This is a genomic window from Sporosarcina sp. SG10008, assembly GCF_044569405.1.
In the GTDB taxonomy this organism is placed as follows: domain Bacteria; phylum Bacillota; class Bacilli; order Bacillales_A; family Planococcaceae; genus Sporosarcina; species Sporosarcina psychrophila.
The window spans coordinates 3588931-3607714 of the sequence record NZ_CP172607.1 but is presented as its reverse complement, the minus strand read 5'-3'; the positions used below and the strand labels follow the sequence as shown (position 1 = coordinate 3607714).

Sequence of the window (18784 nt, the reverse complement as noted above, 5' to 3'; positions counted from 1 at the left end):
TATTTATAGAAGGAGTAATCATGAATAAAAATGAGTTTTTTCAATCCCTTGAAGAAATAGTTGTTGACCCTTTGTTTATTGGCGATAGTATGCAAGATTTAGACGAAGAAACAGCAAACAACACTTGGTCAATGTCTATCAGCAAGGAATTAGCGACTGAGATAGTAGTGGAAGATTTCATAGTTTTTTTCCAAAGAGTGATGACCAACAGACGCGAGCAAATAAAAGGTTCAAATAATCGAGATGGAATGCTCTTCTATATTTGGTTCGAATGGCAATCTGCTCAAATAAAGTTTAATTTAATATCAGATTATGACACTGCCCTACCATTCGGATGTGAAATCGAAATTACACATAAACTTGAGCCTATTATTGAGGAGTTTCTAAGATTTCCATATCACGATGGCTTTCCATTTGAAGAGGTTAGAGATGATGACGAAATGGAGGAAGATGTAAAAGAAGAGACTTTGAAAGTATGCCTCTTCAAAATAAATCGATAATCTTGTTCAACTAACGGGCGCTTTAGTTGAACAAGCGGCTACCTTTACATGGTAGTTTTCTCCTGTTGAGTGATGGAGTTAACTACTTCCGAATCTAACACAATGGAAATATGTTAGATTTGCGAAAAGTCCCTCTTTCATTTAGAAAGGGAGACTTTTTTCTATTGCATGTGTCATAACTTATTGAGTAATGAGGTTAAATACTTCCGTGAACTTTTGATTTATCTATTAAAAAGCAAAAAGAATTAGCCCCATTTATAATTTCCATTTCACCCTCGCATAAATAACCAGCATCACGAAGTTTGCCGCAGCACTAATAACCGTACCGTAAGCAATCGCTGAAGGACCAAATGAGCCCATCATCAAAAAAATAACCGCTACATTAATGCCTAAGACGCTAATCACACTAAATATTACCGGCACCATCGAATTGGCTTTTGCATAGTAGAATCGAGTGATATATGTATTCGCAGCGAGGAAAAACATTGATAACGAAAATGCACGAAATATAGGCACCGTTAGCAAGACCGATTCCCTTGTAAATTCCCCACGTTCGAAAACAAGACTGATAAGCGGTTCTGCAAAAAAGTAAGCGATAGCCATCGTTGGAACGAGTAGTGCGGCTAGATAGAGCAATCCCTTTTTATAGAGCACACGGATAGTCTCCATATCGCCCTCTCCCTCTTTTTTACTGAGGAGAGGATAAATGACGGTCGTCACTGCGGTCATCAAGACTGCCTGCGGAAGGCCAGTCGATTTCGAGGCAATATTAACCGCAGTAAGCACCCCTTCTCCAAACTGCTCAGATACAATCCTATGAATGAGAATATAGAACTGTAACGAGGCTCCACCGAACAATATCGGCAAAGCGATAACCCATAGCCTCTTAACATCTTCAGACATGCCAAAAGATGGTTTCAACGAATAGAGTTTCGATTTCCGAAGTCCTGCATAAAGAAATCCACCCATTAACAGTGCACCAAACAATGCACCAATCCCATATGATTCAGGTCCGAAATAACTGGTTAACAACACAGCTATTCCGACAAAGGCTGCATTATATAGAAGAACCGCAATACTAGACAGGTTGTATTTACCATTTACATTAAGCAATCCGCTCATCCATGTCGATAGGACAAGAATGATTGAAGATGGCATCATCCAAAGGTATAGATTGCGTACCAATGCATACTCTTCAGCACTCCGAGTGTTGAAAAGTAGTCTCAAAGTTGGATCTGTAAAGATGATTAATGTAACTGTTATGGTAACTGCTGTCACAAGAACAGTCGTAAGCGACTTTCGAATGTACAATGCCTTATCTAATTTCGTCGAATGATAGACGGATATAAATGCCGTCGTCAATCCGCCACCAACAACGAGGTAAATGAAATTCGGAATTGTATACGCTTTTGCAATTGCATCAGCTGTAGTCGACGCACCATACTGATTCGTTATCGCTATTTCCCTAATAAAACCAAGTAACCTGGCCAGTATATTAATGATCGCAACTGCCCCAACAATTTTCATCATTTTACTCATTAATACAACCTGACCTTTCTCGGCAGAACGTTAAATCAACAACAAGTTCCCTAAAGTATTGTCATACCAATACTTAGCAATTTCCATTTGCTTAACTGTTTCATCAATTCTATCAGAACTATCATTCAAGCACTCACCCCAAGAATTTCACTGAAATCTTTTATAGAAACTCGATGCTCTTAATGATTCTACTGCGATGTTAGTTCTTGCAGGAGTATTTGTATTAATTCTATTGATCGGAGGCTTTTACTTGTCACTTTAATCTGTAAATTGCACCTGTTTTAAGTGATATTTTGCACTTCAGAATAACCCTATTCTAAACAATAAAAGCATCTATCCAACCTGTGACCTGGTAGCAAGTGCTTCAAGTTTTATTTTGGGGTTTTTTCCAAATAGCGATAAATCGTCGTGCGAGACAAGCCCCATTTTTCTGCAACATCTTTAATCGGTGTACCACTTTCTATAAGTGATTTCATCATTTCAATATCTTTTTCCCCAAACTTCTCTGGGCGACCACCTAGACGACCACGCGCTCTTGCTGCTGCACGACCAGCAGCTGAACGTTCTTCTATTAAGTTACGCTCAAATTCCGCAAACGCTGCGAACAAGTGGAACATCAATTGACCAGTTGCATTACTTTTATCCATTGTTAGGTTTTCTTGTAGACTATGGAAGCCGACACCACGTTCATTCAAACTATTCACAACGTGAATCAGGTCCTGCATATTGCGACCAAGTCGATCCAGTCGCCAAACCACAATTGTATCCCCTTCACGTGCATACTCCAATGCTTCTGCTAATCCTGGACGCTGCTTCTTTGTACCACTCATCTTATCTTGAAAAATTTTACCACAACCATATTTCATTAGCGCATCCATTTGCAAATCCAAATTTTGTAATCCTGTTGATACACGTGCGTATCCAATTAACACCCAAATCACTCTTTCCTTATTTTTCTCTAAACTCATTGTAACATAAGATAAAATCACGCAGGTTATTGTACGTAGATTTATGAACAGAGTTTTGTTACGAAAAAGCCAATAAAAAACGTCCTTTTCAGATTGAACAGCAGTGTGTTCAGAAAGGGACGGGTTTCTGTACACGTTACAGGACAGTTTAGTATTTAGAATTACAAACTAATACTTACATGAAAATGCATACTAAAAGGACAAGCTTATACTGGCTCTATTTGTTCTTACTTAAATCCAAAATTTTATTTAACCTCAAACAAGAGAAACGTATTAACATGATAATAGATTGTATTACCCTATTAATTTCAATAAAATGGCATTGTGTGTTATAATTGAGGAACATTTGTTCTTGGAGGTTTTCCTATTAATTATATTAATGATGTTTTTACAGCTATTGATTTATTGAATTCAAATGCTAACTATTCGCCAAGAGAAGGACAAGAAAACTTGATGTTAGATATTGGAGAAGCTATGCAAGAAAAAACAGTGCTAATGGCAGAAGCTGGGGTGGGTATTGGTAAATCATTTGCTTATCTTATACCTGGTTTGATTCGAAGCAAGCGACTTAAAATCCCTTTGATAGTTTCATCATCTTCTATACAACTAACAGATCAGTTAGTAGACGATATTGCAGCGGTATCTAAGATTCTTTCGACTGATTTTACATGTGTAGTGGGTAAAGGAAGGACTAATTATGTATGTTATGCCAGATATAAGTCTCAAAAAAATAATAGTGAGCTAACTGATATTTTAACTTTGCAGGAAGACTGGAAGGTTGATTTAATTAAAGCAAACGACAAAAGAAATTGGAGCGTTGAGAAATGTACCTTTAACCAATGCGAATATAGGTTTAATTGTGATTTTTATAATATGCGACAGAATATAAATCCTCGTTCTACTACTTCTGTCGATTGTATTATTGTAAACCATAATTTACTAGTAGAAGATCTGAAAAAGAAATTTAGACTTTATCAGCCGGGGCTTATTCAACAGGGACATACTATAGTTTTAGATGAAGCCCATAAATTCGAAGACATCGTTAGAGATTCTTTTAATATAAAAATTAATCTGAAGATGCTAGAAAAGATGGAACAACATATAAAAAAACTGGAATTTGATATCACCCGTAATTTGAAAACTATTGGGAGAATAAATAAATTATTTGAGTACTTCCATTCCGAATTTATTAAGCAACATTCAAAAGAAGGTGATTATATCTTAGGTAATCGATTAGATCTTAACGAGTTGGTTTCCACAAAGTCTAAAGATGTTGAACTTTTATTATGGGAATTAAACGATATGAAATCGGAACTTAGATACTTGGATTTTAAAGACAGTAAAGAGCACATCTACAATGAATTAGACGAAGGAGTTAATATTATTATTGACCATTTTGAATCTATAAAATCGGGAGAATCAGTATATTGGGGTATATACGAAAAGAAATTTGATTCAAAAGGATTGTTTTTATGCAGTGCCCCAAAGGAAATTCATAAAATCATTAATGAATTGTTATTTATGAATCAAAAATCGGTAATCCTTACGTCTGCTACATTAGGTGGCAATATACTCAGTGAAAACAAATCTGATCGAAACGAATCTTATTACAGATATCAAACTAAAGCATTGGGTTTACCAATAACATCCATATACAGTTCTCCCCAAGAATCTCCCTATGATTATGAAAAAAACACGTTAGTTTATCTTCCTTCAAAGAATATTGATGTCCGAGATGAATCGCAGTTTAGTGAAATTGCCGATGAAATTATTCAGTTAGCCAATTTGATGAATGGGCGTACGTTAGTGTTATTTACATCGAAGAAGCAGATGGAATTAGTGTATGAAGGAATAAATTCACAAAAGGATAAGTTTTCATGGAATATACTAAAACAGGACGATAGTAGGTCCGTAAATAAACTGAAAGAAGAATTCATTTCCCAAAACGCTGTCTTATTGTCAACCGGCGCCTTCTGGGAGGGGGTGAATATAAAAGGATCTGATTTGTCATGTCTAATTGTAGTGAAATTACCTTACCCCGTGCCGGATCCAGTGGTACGTTACAAAGCTTCAACAGATCCGTCGGTATATGAATCTGAAATGATGATAAAGTTAAAGCAAGGTACTGGGAGACTTATTAGATCGGAAAAGGATTTGGGTGTAATAGCTATATTAGATCAGAGAGTTAAAGAAAAAAAGAATATATTAAGTGCACTTCCATTTGTGAATGTGACGGAAAAAATAGAAGATGTTGAAACCTTCGTAGAATCAATGGATTATTTTTGAAGATAATGCAGTCAGAGAATTTTTGGTTTCAGTAACAATGGAATTGGCAAGTATCATATTTCTAAATATAAGAAAGAGTTCGCTATATTTTTTATTATGTGAAATTATTCCTCGAATTAATTTTGTCCGCTAACGTGTTTGTGAATTATTGAACGTCCGTAAATGTTTAATATGAATTTACGGACGTTCCTTTATTAGTTTTAATGGATTTTTAGAGAGTTCGTAAAAGTGTACTTATATGGACGGAATAAATCAATTTGCCAGGCATGAAAAGTTAATCTTGTTTCAGAGGAATTAAATTAATTGGGCACCTGTATCTCTTATAACAATTATAGAGAGTATAGCTCTCTTAACGGTTATTAAGAAAGCTATTGTCCATTTTAATATTAAATCAATACTAGTTCTTTACCTTGAAACTATTTAAGCTTCTAATTAATAGTATTTTAGTTGATCTTCTTTAATTTGCCGTTAACAACAACTCCTGCAAGCGTAATAGCACTGACAATTAGTAGCTGTGAAATGTTTTTCCAGTCATTACGAATTTGTTGAATCATTTTCGACAAATCAGAAATTTGATTATAAACCATTGTAATTTCAAAAACATACGATGTACTTTCTTTGTCTATCGTATCTAATCGTTCGAATAACTTATTGATTGTTTCTTGATGAATTTTTATTACTTCTTGATCTAATTTGCTAGAGTAAGATAGTGTGTAATTTGCTAGTTTCAGTAAATCACTAGCAAACTCTATAGAATTGTCCTTAGCTACTAAATGTTCGATATATTCATCTCTTTTATTTCCTTTAAGTTTTCCGATAGTGTTTATTGTCTTTGTTAATTCTTTTTTATTTGATCCAGATTGTAGATGAATTTTTTCTACAGATTTTAAGTTTGAACGTTGTTTTTTAGGTTGGGATTGATTGTTATTAGAGTGATTAAAGTTATTCATTATTTTTCGCTCCCTTTAATTTGTATTTTGCGACCATAAGATATTATTTGTAAATTGTTCGGGTAAATTAACAGCAACTTCTCTGAAGTAATTTAAAGCTATTAGTATTTGGTCGTATTCTTTCTCATTTACACGCAATAGAGCTTCTTCCCTTAAAATTTTATCGTTTAAGGCTGTTATTATATTATCTACGCCTAAAGAAAAGGCGTGTTCAGTCTCTTGCCAAAACTCATTTAATGCCTGTTGATACTTATCTAGTACATTCTCTTTTTCGTAAAGTTTCATAACTTTTTTTGCGAATGACTTCTTCCAACCAATTCCGGATAGTGAGAAAGCAATTAGGGATGAAGCGACTGCTAGACCAATAACTAAAGTGATGGGACCACCTATAGCTGAAATAGCTGTCACTGCAGCTGCAGTTCCCCCGACACTGATTCCGATTGTAGAGAGTAATCCTACAGCTTTAGTGACTAAAATATATCCACCCAAATTTCCTAGTGTGGTCATATAAAGTGTTAGCCCCCCGTAAGTCGCTGCAGCCGCAATTCCACTAACAAATGCTTTTTTGAAATCAAATTTAATGGATAGGGAATTTACTTTTATGGATGAAAACCCTTTAAAAACATCAGTCTCCAAATTACTAATAAACTTGTCAATTGATGATTTGATTTTTTTATTTTCTTTATCAATGACATCTTTGAATGCTTGTTCCACAGTACTTCCAATTAAACTTAATAAAATTTCTCGATCATTTTTATTATTTTTAAAGCCTTGGGTCTCAATTGTTGAAGTGATTTCATCAACTGATAAAACGTTAGCGATATCGTGTGATAGTCTATAGGCAGAAGCGTCTCGTAATTCTATAAAACTAGAAATCACTTTATGATTTTCAAGAAGTAATTTCTTTACTTTTTCAGGTTTCTCTTTTTTGAGATTGTTGATTTCTATTTCTTTTTCATTTCTCATTAGATGTTCTTTTTGAATTTTATTTATTTCAGAATTTAATTCATCATCTAATTTACTGCTCAATTCGCTAATTAAATCAAAGCTATTCTTACCAATAATTAGTGGTAAGTTCTCTAGTAGATTTTTCAAATCGTTCTCAAAATCTATTCTTAATTCAGGGGTGTCTTTAGAATAAGAAAATAATCTTTTTCTTAATTCATTTTCCTGATACCCATGTCCTGAAAGGTCGGATCGTTGTGACCAATAATTATCAGGAAGTGTTGCACATATTCTTTTATTACCCTCATCTAAAATCGAAGTTATTTGTTCTTTGTCATTAATAATGTGTGCTTGTGAAGATACGACATATAAATTATTGAGAGGTTTCAGGTTATTAGTTTTTTTGTTTTCTATTAATGGTAAAACACTTAAGGTTTCTTTTAAATAATTAATATCCGTACCTCTCATAAAACCATTTACAATAGATAGATAAACAAAGATATCAGCTGTTTCTTTACCTGATTTGGACATGTCATCATCTTCACTCCGATCCCCGGTGCCGAATCCAGGAAGATCCATGAGATCACAAGTTTCAAGTAGTGTACTATCAACATATAATATTGCACTACTCACAGAGTCTGCACTGTGTTTATGACCTTGTCGAGTTCCATAGGTAGATAATATTTCAGGTGATCCAGATTCAAAAAACCAATTTTCAAAGTACTTTTTATTATCCAATTGCGAATAATCAATTTTTTCAGATGAATTATCTTTACTCTTAAAAGTAACTGCGTTGTGTTCAAGGAAATCAGGTTTTTCATCCATATGCCTAATTAAGATTGGTATAGAGGTTGTAGGGGTCCAAGCGGCAGGCAACACCTCTTGTCCTAGTAGGGAGTTGATCATAGTGCTTTTCCCAACGTCCGAATTACCTAAAAAAGCGATTCTTGGTTTTTTGATTAAAATTCTCAAGTTCTCTTTAAGGGCATTTAATTCATTTATTAGTTCGAAATTATAATGAGAATCGATAGCTGGAACGTTTAATTGATTTAAATAAGATATTATTTGATCCCGCTGTTGCAATAATGAACTCCAATTGTCTTTCACAGTTAGGAGTTCGACTTGATGTCGCTTTAAACTAAGTAAATCCTCAACTGAATACCCAGTGCTCTTTGATATATTCAAAAGCATTTCAAGTGTTATTTGATCAGGTGCTCTTTCCATCCTAGATATTGCATCCTGTCTTACCTCAAGTAGTATTGCAAGTTCTTCCTGTGTCAATTTCAGTATTTTTTCTCTGAAATATTTTAAGTCAAATTTCATAATGTCTACCTCCTTATATATAGTTTAATATGTTAATATTTACTATAATCCGATCTCGTCCGTTTGTCAATATGCGATTATGCATAATTGCATATTTGTAATGTGGTGAACTAAAAAGATTAAGAGTGATATATAGTGTGGAACTAGGTAAGTCGTTGTTTAATCCAATAAGACGATTTTGGGATAGGCAAATAGATTCTTACATGAACTATTTTAAAACCGGTTTTTCCTGTTCAAGAGTGGTCGTTTTTTGCTTTCAAAAAGGTATTGGGGGTAGATGAAAGAGAATCTATTGAAATAGAACCAATCAAGTTATTTTAAAATGCATTTACTTACTAATCGTTAGGTGTAAGTGTGTTTTTAAATTTAACTTAAATACAAAAATAGAAAGGGTTGTTAGGTATGTCAATAAGTCTTGAAAATATGAAGGCCAATCAAAACAAGTGGCATGAAGGTGCTTTAGGACACTTGAGATGGTTCTCGATCGGCAAGCAATAAGTAAAAATGGATGATTTGGAGCGAGTGCACGTTCAATCAGAGTTTCCTGTATGTAGTAACTTTTAGTGTGGAAAAACGAGAATCCGAAGTCCTTCATGAAATAGCTACTATGCACATCCTAGAATCTAAACAGCACCGACAGTCGTTTGAAACAAAAGGACATTGCTGTACTGCTCCGCATCCAACCAGCTACTTCGTAATGACAGAGGATGATCTGTTTATAAATAAGGAGGTAGATAGAGAATTATAGAAGTTGATGTAAAATTGATGTAAAACTTGCTGTAAAATCATTATAATTCACAATAAGAGAAGTAGACGGTGTTACTGAAAACCTTTATAAACGCTATTATATGTGATTTTGTATCAGTCGTTGGATACATGGATATCAGACTGGCAGTGTGAAGGTCAGGGGTTCGAGCCCCCTATGCTCCATATAGGTTTAGAAGGGTGTCCAGTATAACTGGGCCCTTTTTTTGTTCGAAAATAGTCTTTCGTGCTGCGAGTAGTAAAATGGGAATCCATACATAATTAATCCAACGATAAATACTGTTAGCTCCAAATCTTGTTCTGTGAGAACGAGGTTAGGAGCTAACAGTATTTTTAAAATTCATGATAAAATAAAAATAAACGCACGATTATATCATATTTGCTAACTTTATATGTTGAACCACGACTGTTGATTATCCACTTTCTTACATGATCTACCTGTAAGAAAAGTATACAAGCCAACACTTGTACATTTTCGGCGCGTTTTGGACGAAATAATCACTTTGTTCTTGATTAGTGGAACAGAAAAAGTGAAGAGGAGAAAAACGGATGGAATTATTAACGATTATCTTGATGTTGCTAGTCTTATTGCTTGTGACAAACGTTATTGGGAATTACGTGACACTATTACCAACTGCATTAATCCAAATTATTGTGGGGCTTATTTTTGCATTAGCTGTTAAAGATTTTACAATTGAAGTGGAGACAGAATGGTTTCTTCTACTGTTTATAGCACCACTTTTATACAATGAAGGCGCTCATTTTCCGCGAGAGGAATTATGGAAAATGCGTGCGTCAATTTTTGGGAATGCTATTATTTTAGTACTTCTAACTACGATACTTGGTGGAATGTTTGTCCATTGGATGATTCCAGCAATTCCTTTAGCAGCTGCATTTGCGCTCGCAGCAATTCTATCACCAACGGATCCAGTTGCTGTAAATGGCATTGCGAAACGTATACAAATTCCAACCCATATTATGAATTTGGTGCGTGGGGAATCTTTAATCAATGATGCTTCAGGACTTGTTGCATTTAATTATGCTGTTTTAGCGGTGGTAACCGGTTATTTTTCAGTTCAAAAGGCAACAGGAGACTTCTTATATATGTTTATCGTTGGGGCATTGCTTGGTATCGGGCTTGGACTTTCGATTAATTTGCTTCGCTACGTTCTACGTAGAGGGGGATTTGTTGACGTAGTATTCCATTCACTATTACAAGTTTTAACGCCATTTATTATTTTCTTTATAGCAGAGGAAATGTTCCATGCATCAGGTGTTATAGCGGTTGTAGCAGCGGGGATTATCCATGCGCTTGTAAGAGAGCGTACAGAAAACTTTAGAGCGCAGGAGCAAGTGTTGACTGATAATCTGTGGTCAATTATCGCATTTGTATTAAACGGTTTAATTTTCTTACTGTTAGGTTTAACACTCCCATCTGCAATGCGTTCATTACTGGAAAATGAACAGATGAGTAATTGGCTGTTGTTAGGGTATGTTCTTGCATTAGGTTTCGTCGTACTCGGTATACGATTTTTGTGGTCGCACACCATTAATCATTTCGATTATTACATTTTGAAAAATGTGACAGAAAAACCATCTTTGAAAACAAGTCTAATTACGAGTTTGGTAGGTGTCCGTGGAACGATTACAATGGTCGGTGTGCTATCGATTCCATTTTTTACATCAACGAACGATTTGTTCCCAGAGCGTTCACTTATTATCTTTTTGGCGGCAGGCGTTATTCTATTGACACTTATTATGGCAACAATATTTCTGCCTATCCTTAGTAGGGGGGAAACGAGCACGCATACGACCAGTTCAGATTTAACGAATGAAAAGCAGCGCATGATCATGGGAGCTATTCAGAAAATCAATTCGGAAAAAACAGAAGAAAATGCTTCGATTGTCTATGAATTATTAAACGACTATACACTCATGTTGCATATGTTGCGGTCGAAAAATAAAAACGAAGAAGAGCTACGTGAATATAACGAGCAGCTGAAGATGGAAAGATTGCATTCTTTAATGTTGGAGCGTCAATATACGGAGGAATATATGAGTGTGCACGAAGTGAAGATGGCTACGTTAAAAAGTATCGAAAAGTCGGTTTCAATTCGTGAAAAGGCGGCAACAAGCGGTGCGAATCACTTTATCCGTCAACGGTTCTATCAAGTACTGAGGGATTGGAAACGCGGGCGCTTAAGTGACCGAGAATTAGAGCAGGTTCAGGAAATGGAAGATGCGGTGCAAATATTTACGTTTGAGAAAGTACTAGCGGGTTTGGAAGAACGAGCTTCTATTAGTGAACAACCAGAAGTTCTACACAATATGATTTATTATTATAAACGCCTTCTGAATAAAAAGGAATTGCCCCATAAAGTAGAGATGGATCAATCCATTTTAGACGAACAAAAGGAGATTCTGTGTTTGAATGCTATTGAAGTGCAGAGAAAAGAGATTTCAGAAATGTTCAAGGACGGTGCCATCAGCACGGTAGAAGCGAAAGAGCTTCGACGTTTTGTAAACTATATGGAAAGTGTAGTTTTATACGAATATGTCGAATAATGTTAGCCGAAGAGTGGTCGTTCAGAATATCCGGATATTACTTCAGGTGATTATTGAAGAGCGTTCATAAGCTGACCTTCACGCTATTAGTATGAAGGTCAGGGGTTCATATATCACTACACTTCATAGGATTACGAAAGCGTTCGGTTTATCCGAACGCTTTTTGTTGAATTAAAAGAGTAAATATGCATTAAAATAAGTATTAATTAATAGAGTAGTACAATATAACTTAGTTCCTTACAGATAAAGCTTGAAGTCTTGAATATTTTAACAAATACATTAATTTATTGTATATAAATGGTTAGAATAATTTAATTATTCTTGTAGACAGATTAATAGCGTTACTTTATACTTTACATAATTCATCAGAATGGGTGAATGTTATTTACATAATACTAAAGGGGGATGAAAAACAATGAAAAAGTGGTTAACAGCGACATTAATGATTGCAGTTCTACTTGTTGCAGGGTGTAGTAAAGATGCTGGGGGCGTCACTACAGAAAACTCGACTCTGCAAAACGTGGCGAAAAACAAGAAGCTAGTAATTGGGATGTCGCCAGGGTACTTCCCGTTTGACATGAAAGATCCAAATGGTGATTTTGTAGGCTATGACGTTGATACTGCAAATGCTATTGGTGAATGGTTAAAAGTAGATGTGGAGTATAAACAATTCACATTTGACGGACTTGTTCCGGCACTTCAAACGGGAGAAATCGACATGATTCTTGCAGGTATGACAATCCGAGGAGACCGAGCACTTGTTGTCAGTTTTTCCAACCCATATTATAAAACTGGCCAAGCACTTATGGTTCCTGCCAAAGATACTTCGACGAAGTCTTGGGAAGAACTTGATGTGAAAGGGAAAAAAATTGCAGTTGGTATTGGAACAACTGGGGCACTCTTAGCGAAAGATCTTTTCAAAAATGCTGAAATAATGGATTTTGAAGAATTCCCATCTGCTGCAACAGCAATGGCGCAAGGGCAAGCAGATGCTGTTCTTTATGACGAACCAGCCATCGCTGTGTGGAAACTTCGCAATGGCGATCAAGTCAGAGCTGTCGAAGGCCTAATTTCTTCAGAAAATTTAGGAATTGCAGTAAAGAAAAATGACATTGAAACAATTTTGTGGCTTAACTCATTTTTAGCGAACTATATTGATAGCCCAGCTGAATTGGCTTCAAGAAATAAGTGGTTTGAAACAAGCGATTGGTTGAATGAAGTCGTAGAAGAATAACCACTTCTTCAATTTCAGAGGGGGAAATTAAATGGGCGGCTATAATTATGACTGGAGTATTATAACAAACAATATGGATATATTTATTGATGGAGCGTTGAAAACGTTGGAAATTTCAGCGATAGCGCTTCTGATTGCTATACCCATAGGAATCATTTTTGGACTAGGACGTATTTCAAGAAACAAATTCTTTCGACTTATTTCCTCTATCTATGTGGAAGTGATGCGCGGTGTACCATTACTTGTTCTTCTATTTTGGATATTTTTTGTACTTGGTCAATTCGTTAGACTTGGATCTTATTGGTCTGCCATTTTAGGCCTTGCTATTTTTTCGGGGGCGTTTATCGCAGAAATTGTTCGTTCGGGAATTCAAGCAGTACCAAAAGGACAAATGGAGGCTGCGCGTTCATCGGGCATGTCCCACACGAATGCAATGCGATATATCGTTTTACCACAAGCGTTTCGACGAGTGTTACCTCCTTTGGCATCACAGTTTATCATTTTAGTTAAAGACTCTTCTCTTGTGTCTGTTATTGCAGCGACGGATTTAACGTTGAATGCAAAAAATCTTGTCGCAACATCGTTCCGCTCGCTAGAAGTATGGACATTTGTCGCGATAGTTTATTTAATTATGACGTTCAGTATGTCGATGATTATACGATATTTTGAGAAACGACTTTTATCGCGCGAGAACTGAGTGTAAGCTTGTTATGAAGGAGTGTTTTTTATGATTACCATTAAAAATGTTAATAAATCCTTTGGTGCTCATCAAGTACTAACGGATATATCACTTGAAGTACCGAAATCCAATGTAATCGCACTTATTGGACCGAGTGGTGCCGGAAAATCAACGCTCATTCGGACATTGAATGCGCTAGAACCTATTGATAATGGTGAAATCATTGTGGATGGCGTTTCTATTCACGATAAAAAAACGAATATTAACAAAGCGCGCATTAATATCGGATTTGTATTTCAGAATTTCAACTTGTATCCATTTTTGACAGCGCTTCAAAACGTGACAATAGCACTCTTGAAGGTAAAAGGGATGAATAAAGAGGCGGCGGACAAGAAAGGGAAAGAATTGCTTATCTCTTTAGGCCTTGGCGACAAATTCGATGCATATCCTGGTCGGCTTTCTGGTGGACAACAGCAACGTGTAGCTATTGCACGGTCGCTTGCCATGGATCCACAAGTAATGCTATTCGACGAACCGACATCCGCACTCGATCCGGAAATGGTGACAGAAGTGCTTGATGCGATTCGTAAATTGGCACACGATGGCATGACGATGGTCGTTGTTACACATGAAATGGGCTTCGCCAAAGAAATTTGCGACGAAATTGTCTTTATGGCGGAGGGGAAAATTGTAGAAAAGGCTCCACCATCAAAATTCTTTACGAACCCAGATTCCGAACGCGCGAAGAATTTCTTATCGAAAGTACTGAACCACTAATTTTTTAGTTTTTTCAACTTTATTGGATAGTTAAAAGGCGTCAAACTCATGCAATTAACTTGCATAAGTTTGACGCTTTTTTAAATATAAATGAACTTTTTCCATCTTTGTGTGTCTAATGAGTAGGAACGGTGGAAATGGGGTGGCATTGTGAATGAAGTTGACCTTGCTAAACGAGCGATTAAACGCGATGAGCAAGCATTTTTAGAAATCATTCATCTATATAAAGAACCGCTTTATCAAACGGCTATTGCTTTCTTGAAAAATGAGCATGACTCCGTTGAAGCGCTACAGGAAGTGACGGTTCGCGCATATAAAAAAATACACACTATGAAAGAACCGAGGTATGTAAAAACGTGGCTAATACGGATTATGATGAACTATTGTCAGGATCAGTTGAGGAAGAAAAAACAAAATGTTCAAAGCGATAAATTAGATGAATTTGGAAGTGAAATAGATTATACATATCTTGAAATTGAGGAGGCAATTGCAACATTATCAGAGGTGGAGCAACGATTAATTCACCTCATGTATTTTCAAGATATCAAGATTAAGGATATTGCCGTAATTGAAAGTATTCCTGAAGGGACCGTCAAGTCTAGGCTTCATAAAACATTGCGGACATTACGAAGTTTTCTTTCTGAAAAAGGGGATGTGGACCATGTTTGAAAACGAAGAAAAGCAATTGCGGGAAGTTAGATCGAAATTGGAAGAATTGCCAATTCCAAATGAGCAGTTGAATGACGCGATTCAGAGTGGATTCTTAATTGCCAATTCAGAGTGGCGGGCGAAACGCCAAAAACGTCGAAAATCACTTTGGACGATTGCTATCGCAGCAGTATTTTTACTCGCATTCATAACGTCCATCCGGGTCTCACCGGCCTTTGCGAATGCGATCGCTTCGATTCCTGGAATGGGAAAACTTGTAGAATACATTCAATACCACAAAGGGTTACAGGCGATTATGGATAACGATTATTATCAGACTGTCCATGCCAGTCAGATGAAGGATGGTTTAACGCTTACCATCAACGGTGTCATACTGGATGAAAGTGGAATCGTCATTTCTTATACACTTGAAGCGCCTTATTCCATCGAAGCACTCGATTATAAAAAAATCGAACTTTATCATAATGGCAAGGTAGTTCCACCTGGCACAGTATCATACAATAATCCAAATCAACGGCATGAAAATAGAAAAGAAGACATAATAGAAGTATTATTCTTAGCAAAACAATCCTTTGATACGCAGGACTTTGTACTGGAACTTCAATTGGATAATGAAAAGGAAACGGCTTTTTCCCTTCCTTTTACGCTGCCGAAAGAAGTGAAGAAAGGAAAAGTTTTTGCGCTCGACAAAGTGGTCGAAGTTGAAGGTCAAAAAATGACGATTCAAGAGATTACAATCTATCCATTACGTGTGGAAGTGAAAGTGTTTTTTGATGAACCGAACTCCATGAAGATATTGAACTTTATGGATATGCGGATTGAAGATGAAAAAGGGGAAGTGTGGAGTAGCATTCAAAATGGTACGACTGGACTTGGTTTTAGTGACAATGAGCAAACTTTCTATTTGCAGAGCAATTACTTTGAACAACCTAATAAGCTATATTTTAAATTTAATAAGATGCAGGCATTGCCGAAAGACGAGTCCTATCTTCTTGTTGATCTTCAAAAACAGGAGGTCATCATGCAACCTTCTGATGGGAAAATTGAAGTGACAAAAATGACTCAGAACACGATAGAAGCAAGATTCCCGCTAGCAGAAGAATTTGGCTACTTCTTGTTTTTTACAGCTGAAAATGGGGATGGGCAAAAGGTTGAGTCTAATAGTTCAAGTAGTTGGAGAGATGAAGAATATCAATATTCATCGATCAATTTCACAAAGAATTATAATGAAAGTCTATTAAAAGTATACTTTCAAGCGTATCCGAACTACATCAATGGAGATATTTCCGTGGAGCTTAACTGAACTTTTTAGATGAAATAAAGGCGCTAGAATTTGTCAGAAAGGCATTCCTACTTTGTCCTATTCATACGATGGAATAAGGAGGGGTTTGATCATGTACAACAGGGAAGCGGCTGTTCGCTATGCAAACCAGTGGTGGAATGGCCGCAATCCGGCATTTCCGTCATTCGATGTAGATTGTACGAATTTTATTTCACAATGCTTGCTTGCAGGGGGAGCACCAATGCATGGTTACCCGAATCGCGAAAGAGGGTGGTGGCTGCGTGGAGGAACGTGGAGTTTCAGTTGGTCCACGTCGCATTCGTTGCGTTGGTATTTAGCGGGTTCGAAAAAAGGATTAACTGCAACACAAGTTTCATCAGCTGAAGAATTAGGGCTAGGGGATGTCATTGTCTACGATTTTGAAGGTGATGGCAGATTCGATCATTCGACCATCGTCACCGCAAAAGATGGCTCAGCACCACTCGTTAATGCACATACGTTCGACGCACAGCATCGTTTCTGGGCATACAAAGATTCATATATGTTTTCGCCAAATGCAAAGTACATCTTTTTTAAAATTAATGACCAGTTTTCATAATGACTATAGTTGCGAATGTAATCGTAAAAAAGCAGTCCGTCAACTTAAGACGGACTGCTTTTCTTACTGTCTAGACTCTAGCGCTTTTGTTTGTTCAGTCAAACCATAGAACAGCGAGCGTTCCCTCGCCGGCATGAACCGCAAGGACGGAGCTAATATCTCCAATATTCACTTCGAGATCAGGTATTTGTTCCGTGATGAGAGTTTTCAAATGCTCTGCCTGTTCTAAGACATTGCCTTGCATTAAATGAATTTTCGTTCGGCCTGGATGGTGGCCAGCGACTACTTTGTCGACCAAGTATTGAAGTGCTTTTTTCTCGGAACGCACTTTGTCTACTGGTTGTAATTCACCTTCGGGCGTAATGTGGACAATTGGTTTTACTTTCAACAAGCTCCCAATGAAAAATTGTGCAGCGCTCATTCTGCCGCCTTTGTACAATTGTTCAAGCTGTCCCATTAGGATATAGTTATGCATTGTGCCAGCCATTTTCTTAAGCTGCGCTTCAATTTCTGGAACAGTTGCACCTTCGTCTTGCATTTCTATGCCCCGTTCGATTAATCCTGTGACCCCATAGGATAAGGAAAGTGAATCGATGAATGTAACAGGGAATCCCGAAATTTCTGAGCCTGCTATAGAGGAAGCAAGTGTCCCACTCATTTTACCGGACACATGAACAGCAATTGCTTGCTCGTACTGTTCCGCAATAACCTTGTAACGTTCAGCAAATGCGCCGGCAGAAGGTTGTGAGGATTTTGGGAATTCTTTAGCGTTCTTGATTTTCTCGTAAAGTTGCTGAGGATTCAAGTCTACACCATCAACAAATTGTTTTTCACCGAAATGTATATTTAAAGGTACTGAAAAGAAGTCTGGGTGTTGACGAAGTTCCTCTGAAATGTATGCTGTGCTGTCTACAATCCACGCAATGGGCTTTTTTATCATGATTAAAATCATCCTTTATCACTATAATATACGCTACTATTACTATACCACGAAAAGTAATAAGAACATATTTAGAAAACACTAAATATGTCGAAATTTAGGCAGCTTCGCTAAAAATCAATGGTTAAGGTATAATAGAAGAAGTATGTGTAAAGGGGAAATGAGTTATGAATGAGCAAGCTTTATCTGTCAGAGATGCGATTATTACGCGTCGTTCAATAAAGAACTTTAACGGTCAGCCGGTTGATCCGGAAAATATTGCCGAAATACTTGAAGATGCGGCATGGGCACCAAATCATGGCAATCGAAATCCGTGGCGCTTTGTTGTAGCTGCTGATAAGGGATATGTGAAATTCCTCGATATTTTACGTGAATATGGTGTACCGAAATGGAAAGAACTTTCGGAAGAAGAGCTTGAGAAACAAATGAAGAAATTCACAGGACCGGGTGCAGTTGCATTTGTTATTGTCCCTGAGGACCCGCGTCAGAAAGAACGTCTAGAAGATTATGCAGCGGCGAGCATGTTCGTTCAGAACACCATGCTTCTCGCATGGGATAAAGGAATCGGGACATGCTGGAAAACACCAGGCTTCCTGGATAACCCGAAATTCAGAGAAGAACTTGGCGTTAAACCAGGTGAACGCATTATCAGTATGCTTCAATTTGGTTATTATGACGAAAGACCAAAGGCTCGTCCACGTAAACCGCTTGAAGAATTTGTCACGTATTACGGTGAGGAAATCGAAGAAGCATAATGGTATTGA

15 protein-coding genes are annotated in these 18784 nt (G+C 36.9%); 10 read left to right on the top strand and 5 right to left on the bottom strand.

From position 1 onward, the window contains the following. Positions 1-20: 20 nt before the first annotated feature. Positions 21-500, top strand: a complete 480-nt coding sequence (locus ACGLYD_RS16885; protein ID WP_399629404.1) for a hypothetical protein — start codon at positions 21-23, stop codon at positions 498-500. 255 nt (positions 501-755) lie between these two features. On the opposite strand, the gene murJ is transcribed toward ACGLYD_RS16885, so the two are convergent. Further along, on the bottom strand, positions 756-2039 hold the full coding sequence (murJ, locus tag ACGLYD_RS16880) for a murein biosynthesis integral membrane protein MurJ (RefSeq protein ID WP_399629401.1): 1284 nt from the start codon (positions 2037-2039) through the stop codon (positions 756-758). Between the two features lie 371 nt (positions 2040-2410). Beyond that, the gene (locus ACGLYD_RS16875; RefSeq protein WP_399629399.1) at positions 2411-2971 is read right to left on the bottom strand and encodes a recombinase family protein; all 561 of its coding nucleotides are present in this window, start codon (positions 2969-2971) and stop codon (positions 2411-2413) included. 489 nt (positions 2972-3460) lie between these two features. Between ACGLYD_RS16875 and ACGLYD_RS16870 the strand changes: the two genes are divergently transcribed. After that, positions 3461-5293, top strand: coding sequence for an ATP-dependent DNA helicase (locus ACGLYD_RS16870; protein WP_399633282.1), 1833 nt, complete (start codon positions 3461-3463; stop codon positions 5291-5293). 443 nt (positions 5294-5736) lie between these two features. On the opposite strand, the gene ACGLYD_RS16865 is transcribed toward ACGLYD_RS16870, so the two are convergent. Then, the gene (locus ACGLYD_RS16865; protein ID WP_399629397.1) at positions 5737-6243 is read right to left on the bottom strand and encodes a hypothetical protein; all 507 of its coding nucleotides are present in this window, start codon (positions 6241-6243) and stop codon (positions 5737-5739) included. Positions 6244-6258: 15 nt separating this feature from the next. Then, positions 6259-8511 carry a dynamin family protein gene (locus ACGLYD_RS16860; protein ID WP_399629394.1) on the bottom strand — a complete coding sequence of 751 codons (2253 nt, stop codon included), beginning with the start codon at positions 8509-8511 and terminating at the stop codon, positions 6259-6261. Between the two features lie 1314 nt (positions 8512-9825). Between ACGLYD_RS16860 and ACGLYD_RS16855 the strand changes: the two genes are divergently transcribed. The 7 genes from ACGLYD_RS16855 to ACGLYD_RS16825 all read left to right on the top strand — a co-directional run bounded on the left by ACGLYD_RS16855 (position 9826) and on the right by ACGLYD_RS16825 (position 17080). Then, the gene (locus ACGLYD_RS16855; protein WP_399629391.1) at positions 9826-11841 is read left to right on the top strand and encodes a Na+/H+ antiporter; all 2016 of its coding nucleotides are present in this window, start codon (positions 9826-9828) and stop codon (positions 11839-11841) included. A gap of 415 nt (positions 11842-12256) precedes the next feature. Beyond that, positions 12257-13075 carry a transporter substrate-binding domain-containing protein gene (locus tag ACGLYD_RS16850; RefSeq protein WP_082786746.1) on the top strand — a complete coding sequence of 273 codons (819 nt, stop codon included), beginning with the start codon at positions 12257-12259 and terminating at the stop codon, positions 13073-13075. 31 nt (positions 13076-13106) lie between these two features. Then, positions 13107-13772: an amino acid ABC transporter permease gene (locus ACGLYD_RS16845; RefSeq protein ID WP_187046037.1), complete on the top strand. Its 666-nt coding sequence runs from the start codon at positions 13107-13109 to the stop codon at positions 13770-13772. A 30-nt stretch (positions 13773-13802) separates the two neighbouring features. Further along, a complete protein-coding gene (locus tag ACGLYD_RS16840; protein WP_067213323.1) occupies positions 13803-14531 on the top strand; it encodes an amino acid ABC transporter ATP-binding protein in 729 nt (242 codons plus the stop codon). Positions 14532-14681: 150 nt separating this feature from the next. Next, on the top strand, positions 14682-15200 hold the full coding sequence (locus ACGLYD_RS16835) for a sigma-70 family RNA polymerase sigma factor (protein WP_399629388.1): 519 nt from the start codon (positions 14682-14684) through the stop codon (positions 15198-15200). Next, complete coding sequence (locus ACGLYD_RS16830) at positions 15193-16503, top strand: DUF4179 domain-containing protein (RefSeq protein WP_399629387.1); 1311 nt, start codon at positions 15193-15195, stop codon at positions 16501-16503. The genes ACGLYD_RS16835 and ACGLYD_RS16830 overlap by 8 nt, the downstream gene beginning before the upstream one ends. Positions 16504-16594: 91 nt before the next feature. After that, the gene (locus ACGLYD_RS16825) at positions 16595-17080 is read left to right on the top strand and encodes an amidase domain-containing protein (protein ID WP_187046034.1); all 486 of its coding nucleotides are present in this window, start codon (positions 16595-16597) and stop codon (positions 17078-17080) included. Between the two features lie 94 nt (positions 17081-17174). Here ACGLYD_RS16825 and ACGLYD_RS16820 read toward each other — a convergent pair whose 3' ends face one another. Next, a complete protein-coding gene (locus ACGLYD_RS16820) occupies positions 17175-18020 on the bottom strand; it encodes a DegV family protein (protein ID WP_187046033.1) in 846 nt (281 codons plus the stop codon). A 167-nt stretch (positions 18021-18187) separates the two neighbouring features. On the opposite strand from ACGLYD_RS16820, the gene ACGLYD_RS16815 reads away from it, so the two are divergent. Then, complete coding sequence (locus ACGLYD_RS16815) at positions 18188-18775, top strand: nitroreductase (RefSeq protein ID WP_067213314.1); 588 nt, start codon at positions 18188-18190, stop codon at positions 18773-18775. Positions 18776-18784: the final 9 nt, after the last annotated feature.

Coding starts and splice junctions, on each gene's coding strand:
- ACGLYD_RS16870 (WP_399633282.1), top strand. CDS start 3,461: ATGTTAGATATTGGAGAAGCTATGCAAGAAAAAACAGTGCTAATGGCA.
- ACGLYD_RS16850 (WP_082786746.1), top strand. CDS start 12,257: ATGAAAAAGTGGTTAACAGCGACATTAATGATTGCAGTTCTACTTGTT.
- ACGLYD_RS16820 (WP_187046033.1), bottom strand. CDS start 18,020: ATGATAAAAAAGCCCATTGCGTGGATTGTAGACAGCACAGCATACATT.
- ACGLYD_RS16865 (WP_399629397.1), bottom strand. CDS start 6,243: ATGAATAACTTTAATCACTCTAATAACAATCAATCCCAACCTAAAAAA.
- ACGLYD_RS16825 (WP_187046034.1), top strand. CDS start 16,595: ATGTACAACAGGGAAGCGGCTGTTCGCTATGCAAACCAGTGGTGGAAT.
- ACGLYD_RS16830 (WP_399629387.1), top strand. CDS start 15,193: ATGTTTGAAAACGAAGAAAAGCAATTGCGGGAAGTTAGATCGAAATTG.
- ACGLYD_RS16840 (WP_067213323.1), top strand. CDS start 13,803: ATGATTACCATTAAAAATGTTAATAAATCCTTTGGTGCTCATCAAGTA.
- ACGLYD_RS16885 (WP_399629404.1), top strand. CDS start 21: ATGAATAAAAATGAGTTTTTTCAATCCCTTGAAGAAATAGTTGTTGAC.
- murJ (WP_399629401.1), bottom strand. CDS start 2,039: ATGAGTAAAATGATGAAAATTGTTGGGGCAGTTGCGATCATTAATATA.
- ACGLYD_RS16860 (WP_399629394.1), bottom strand. CDS start 8,511: ATGAAATTTGACTTAAAATATTTCAGAGAAAAAATACTGAAATTGACA.
- ACGLYD_RS16845 (WP_187046037.1), top strand. CDS start 13,107: ATGGGCGGCTATAATTATGACTGGAGTATTATAACAAACAATATGGAT.
- ACGLYD_RS16815 (WP_067213314.1), top strand. CDS start 18,188: ATGAATGAGCAAGCTTTATCTGTCAGAGATGCGATTATTACGCGTCGT.
- ACGLYD_RS16855 (WP_399629391.1), top strand. CDS start 9,826: ATGGAATTATTAACGATTATCTTGATGTTGCTAGTCTTATTGCTTGTG.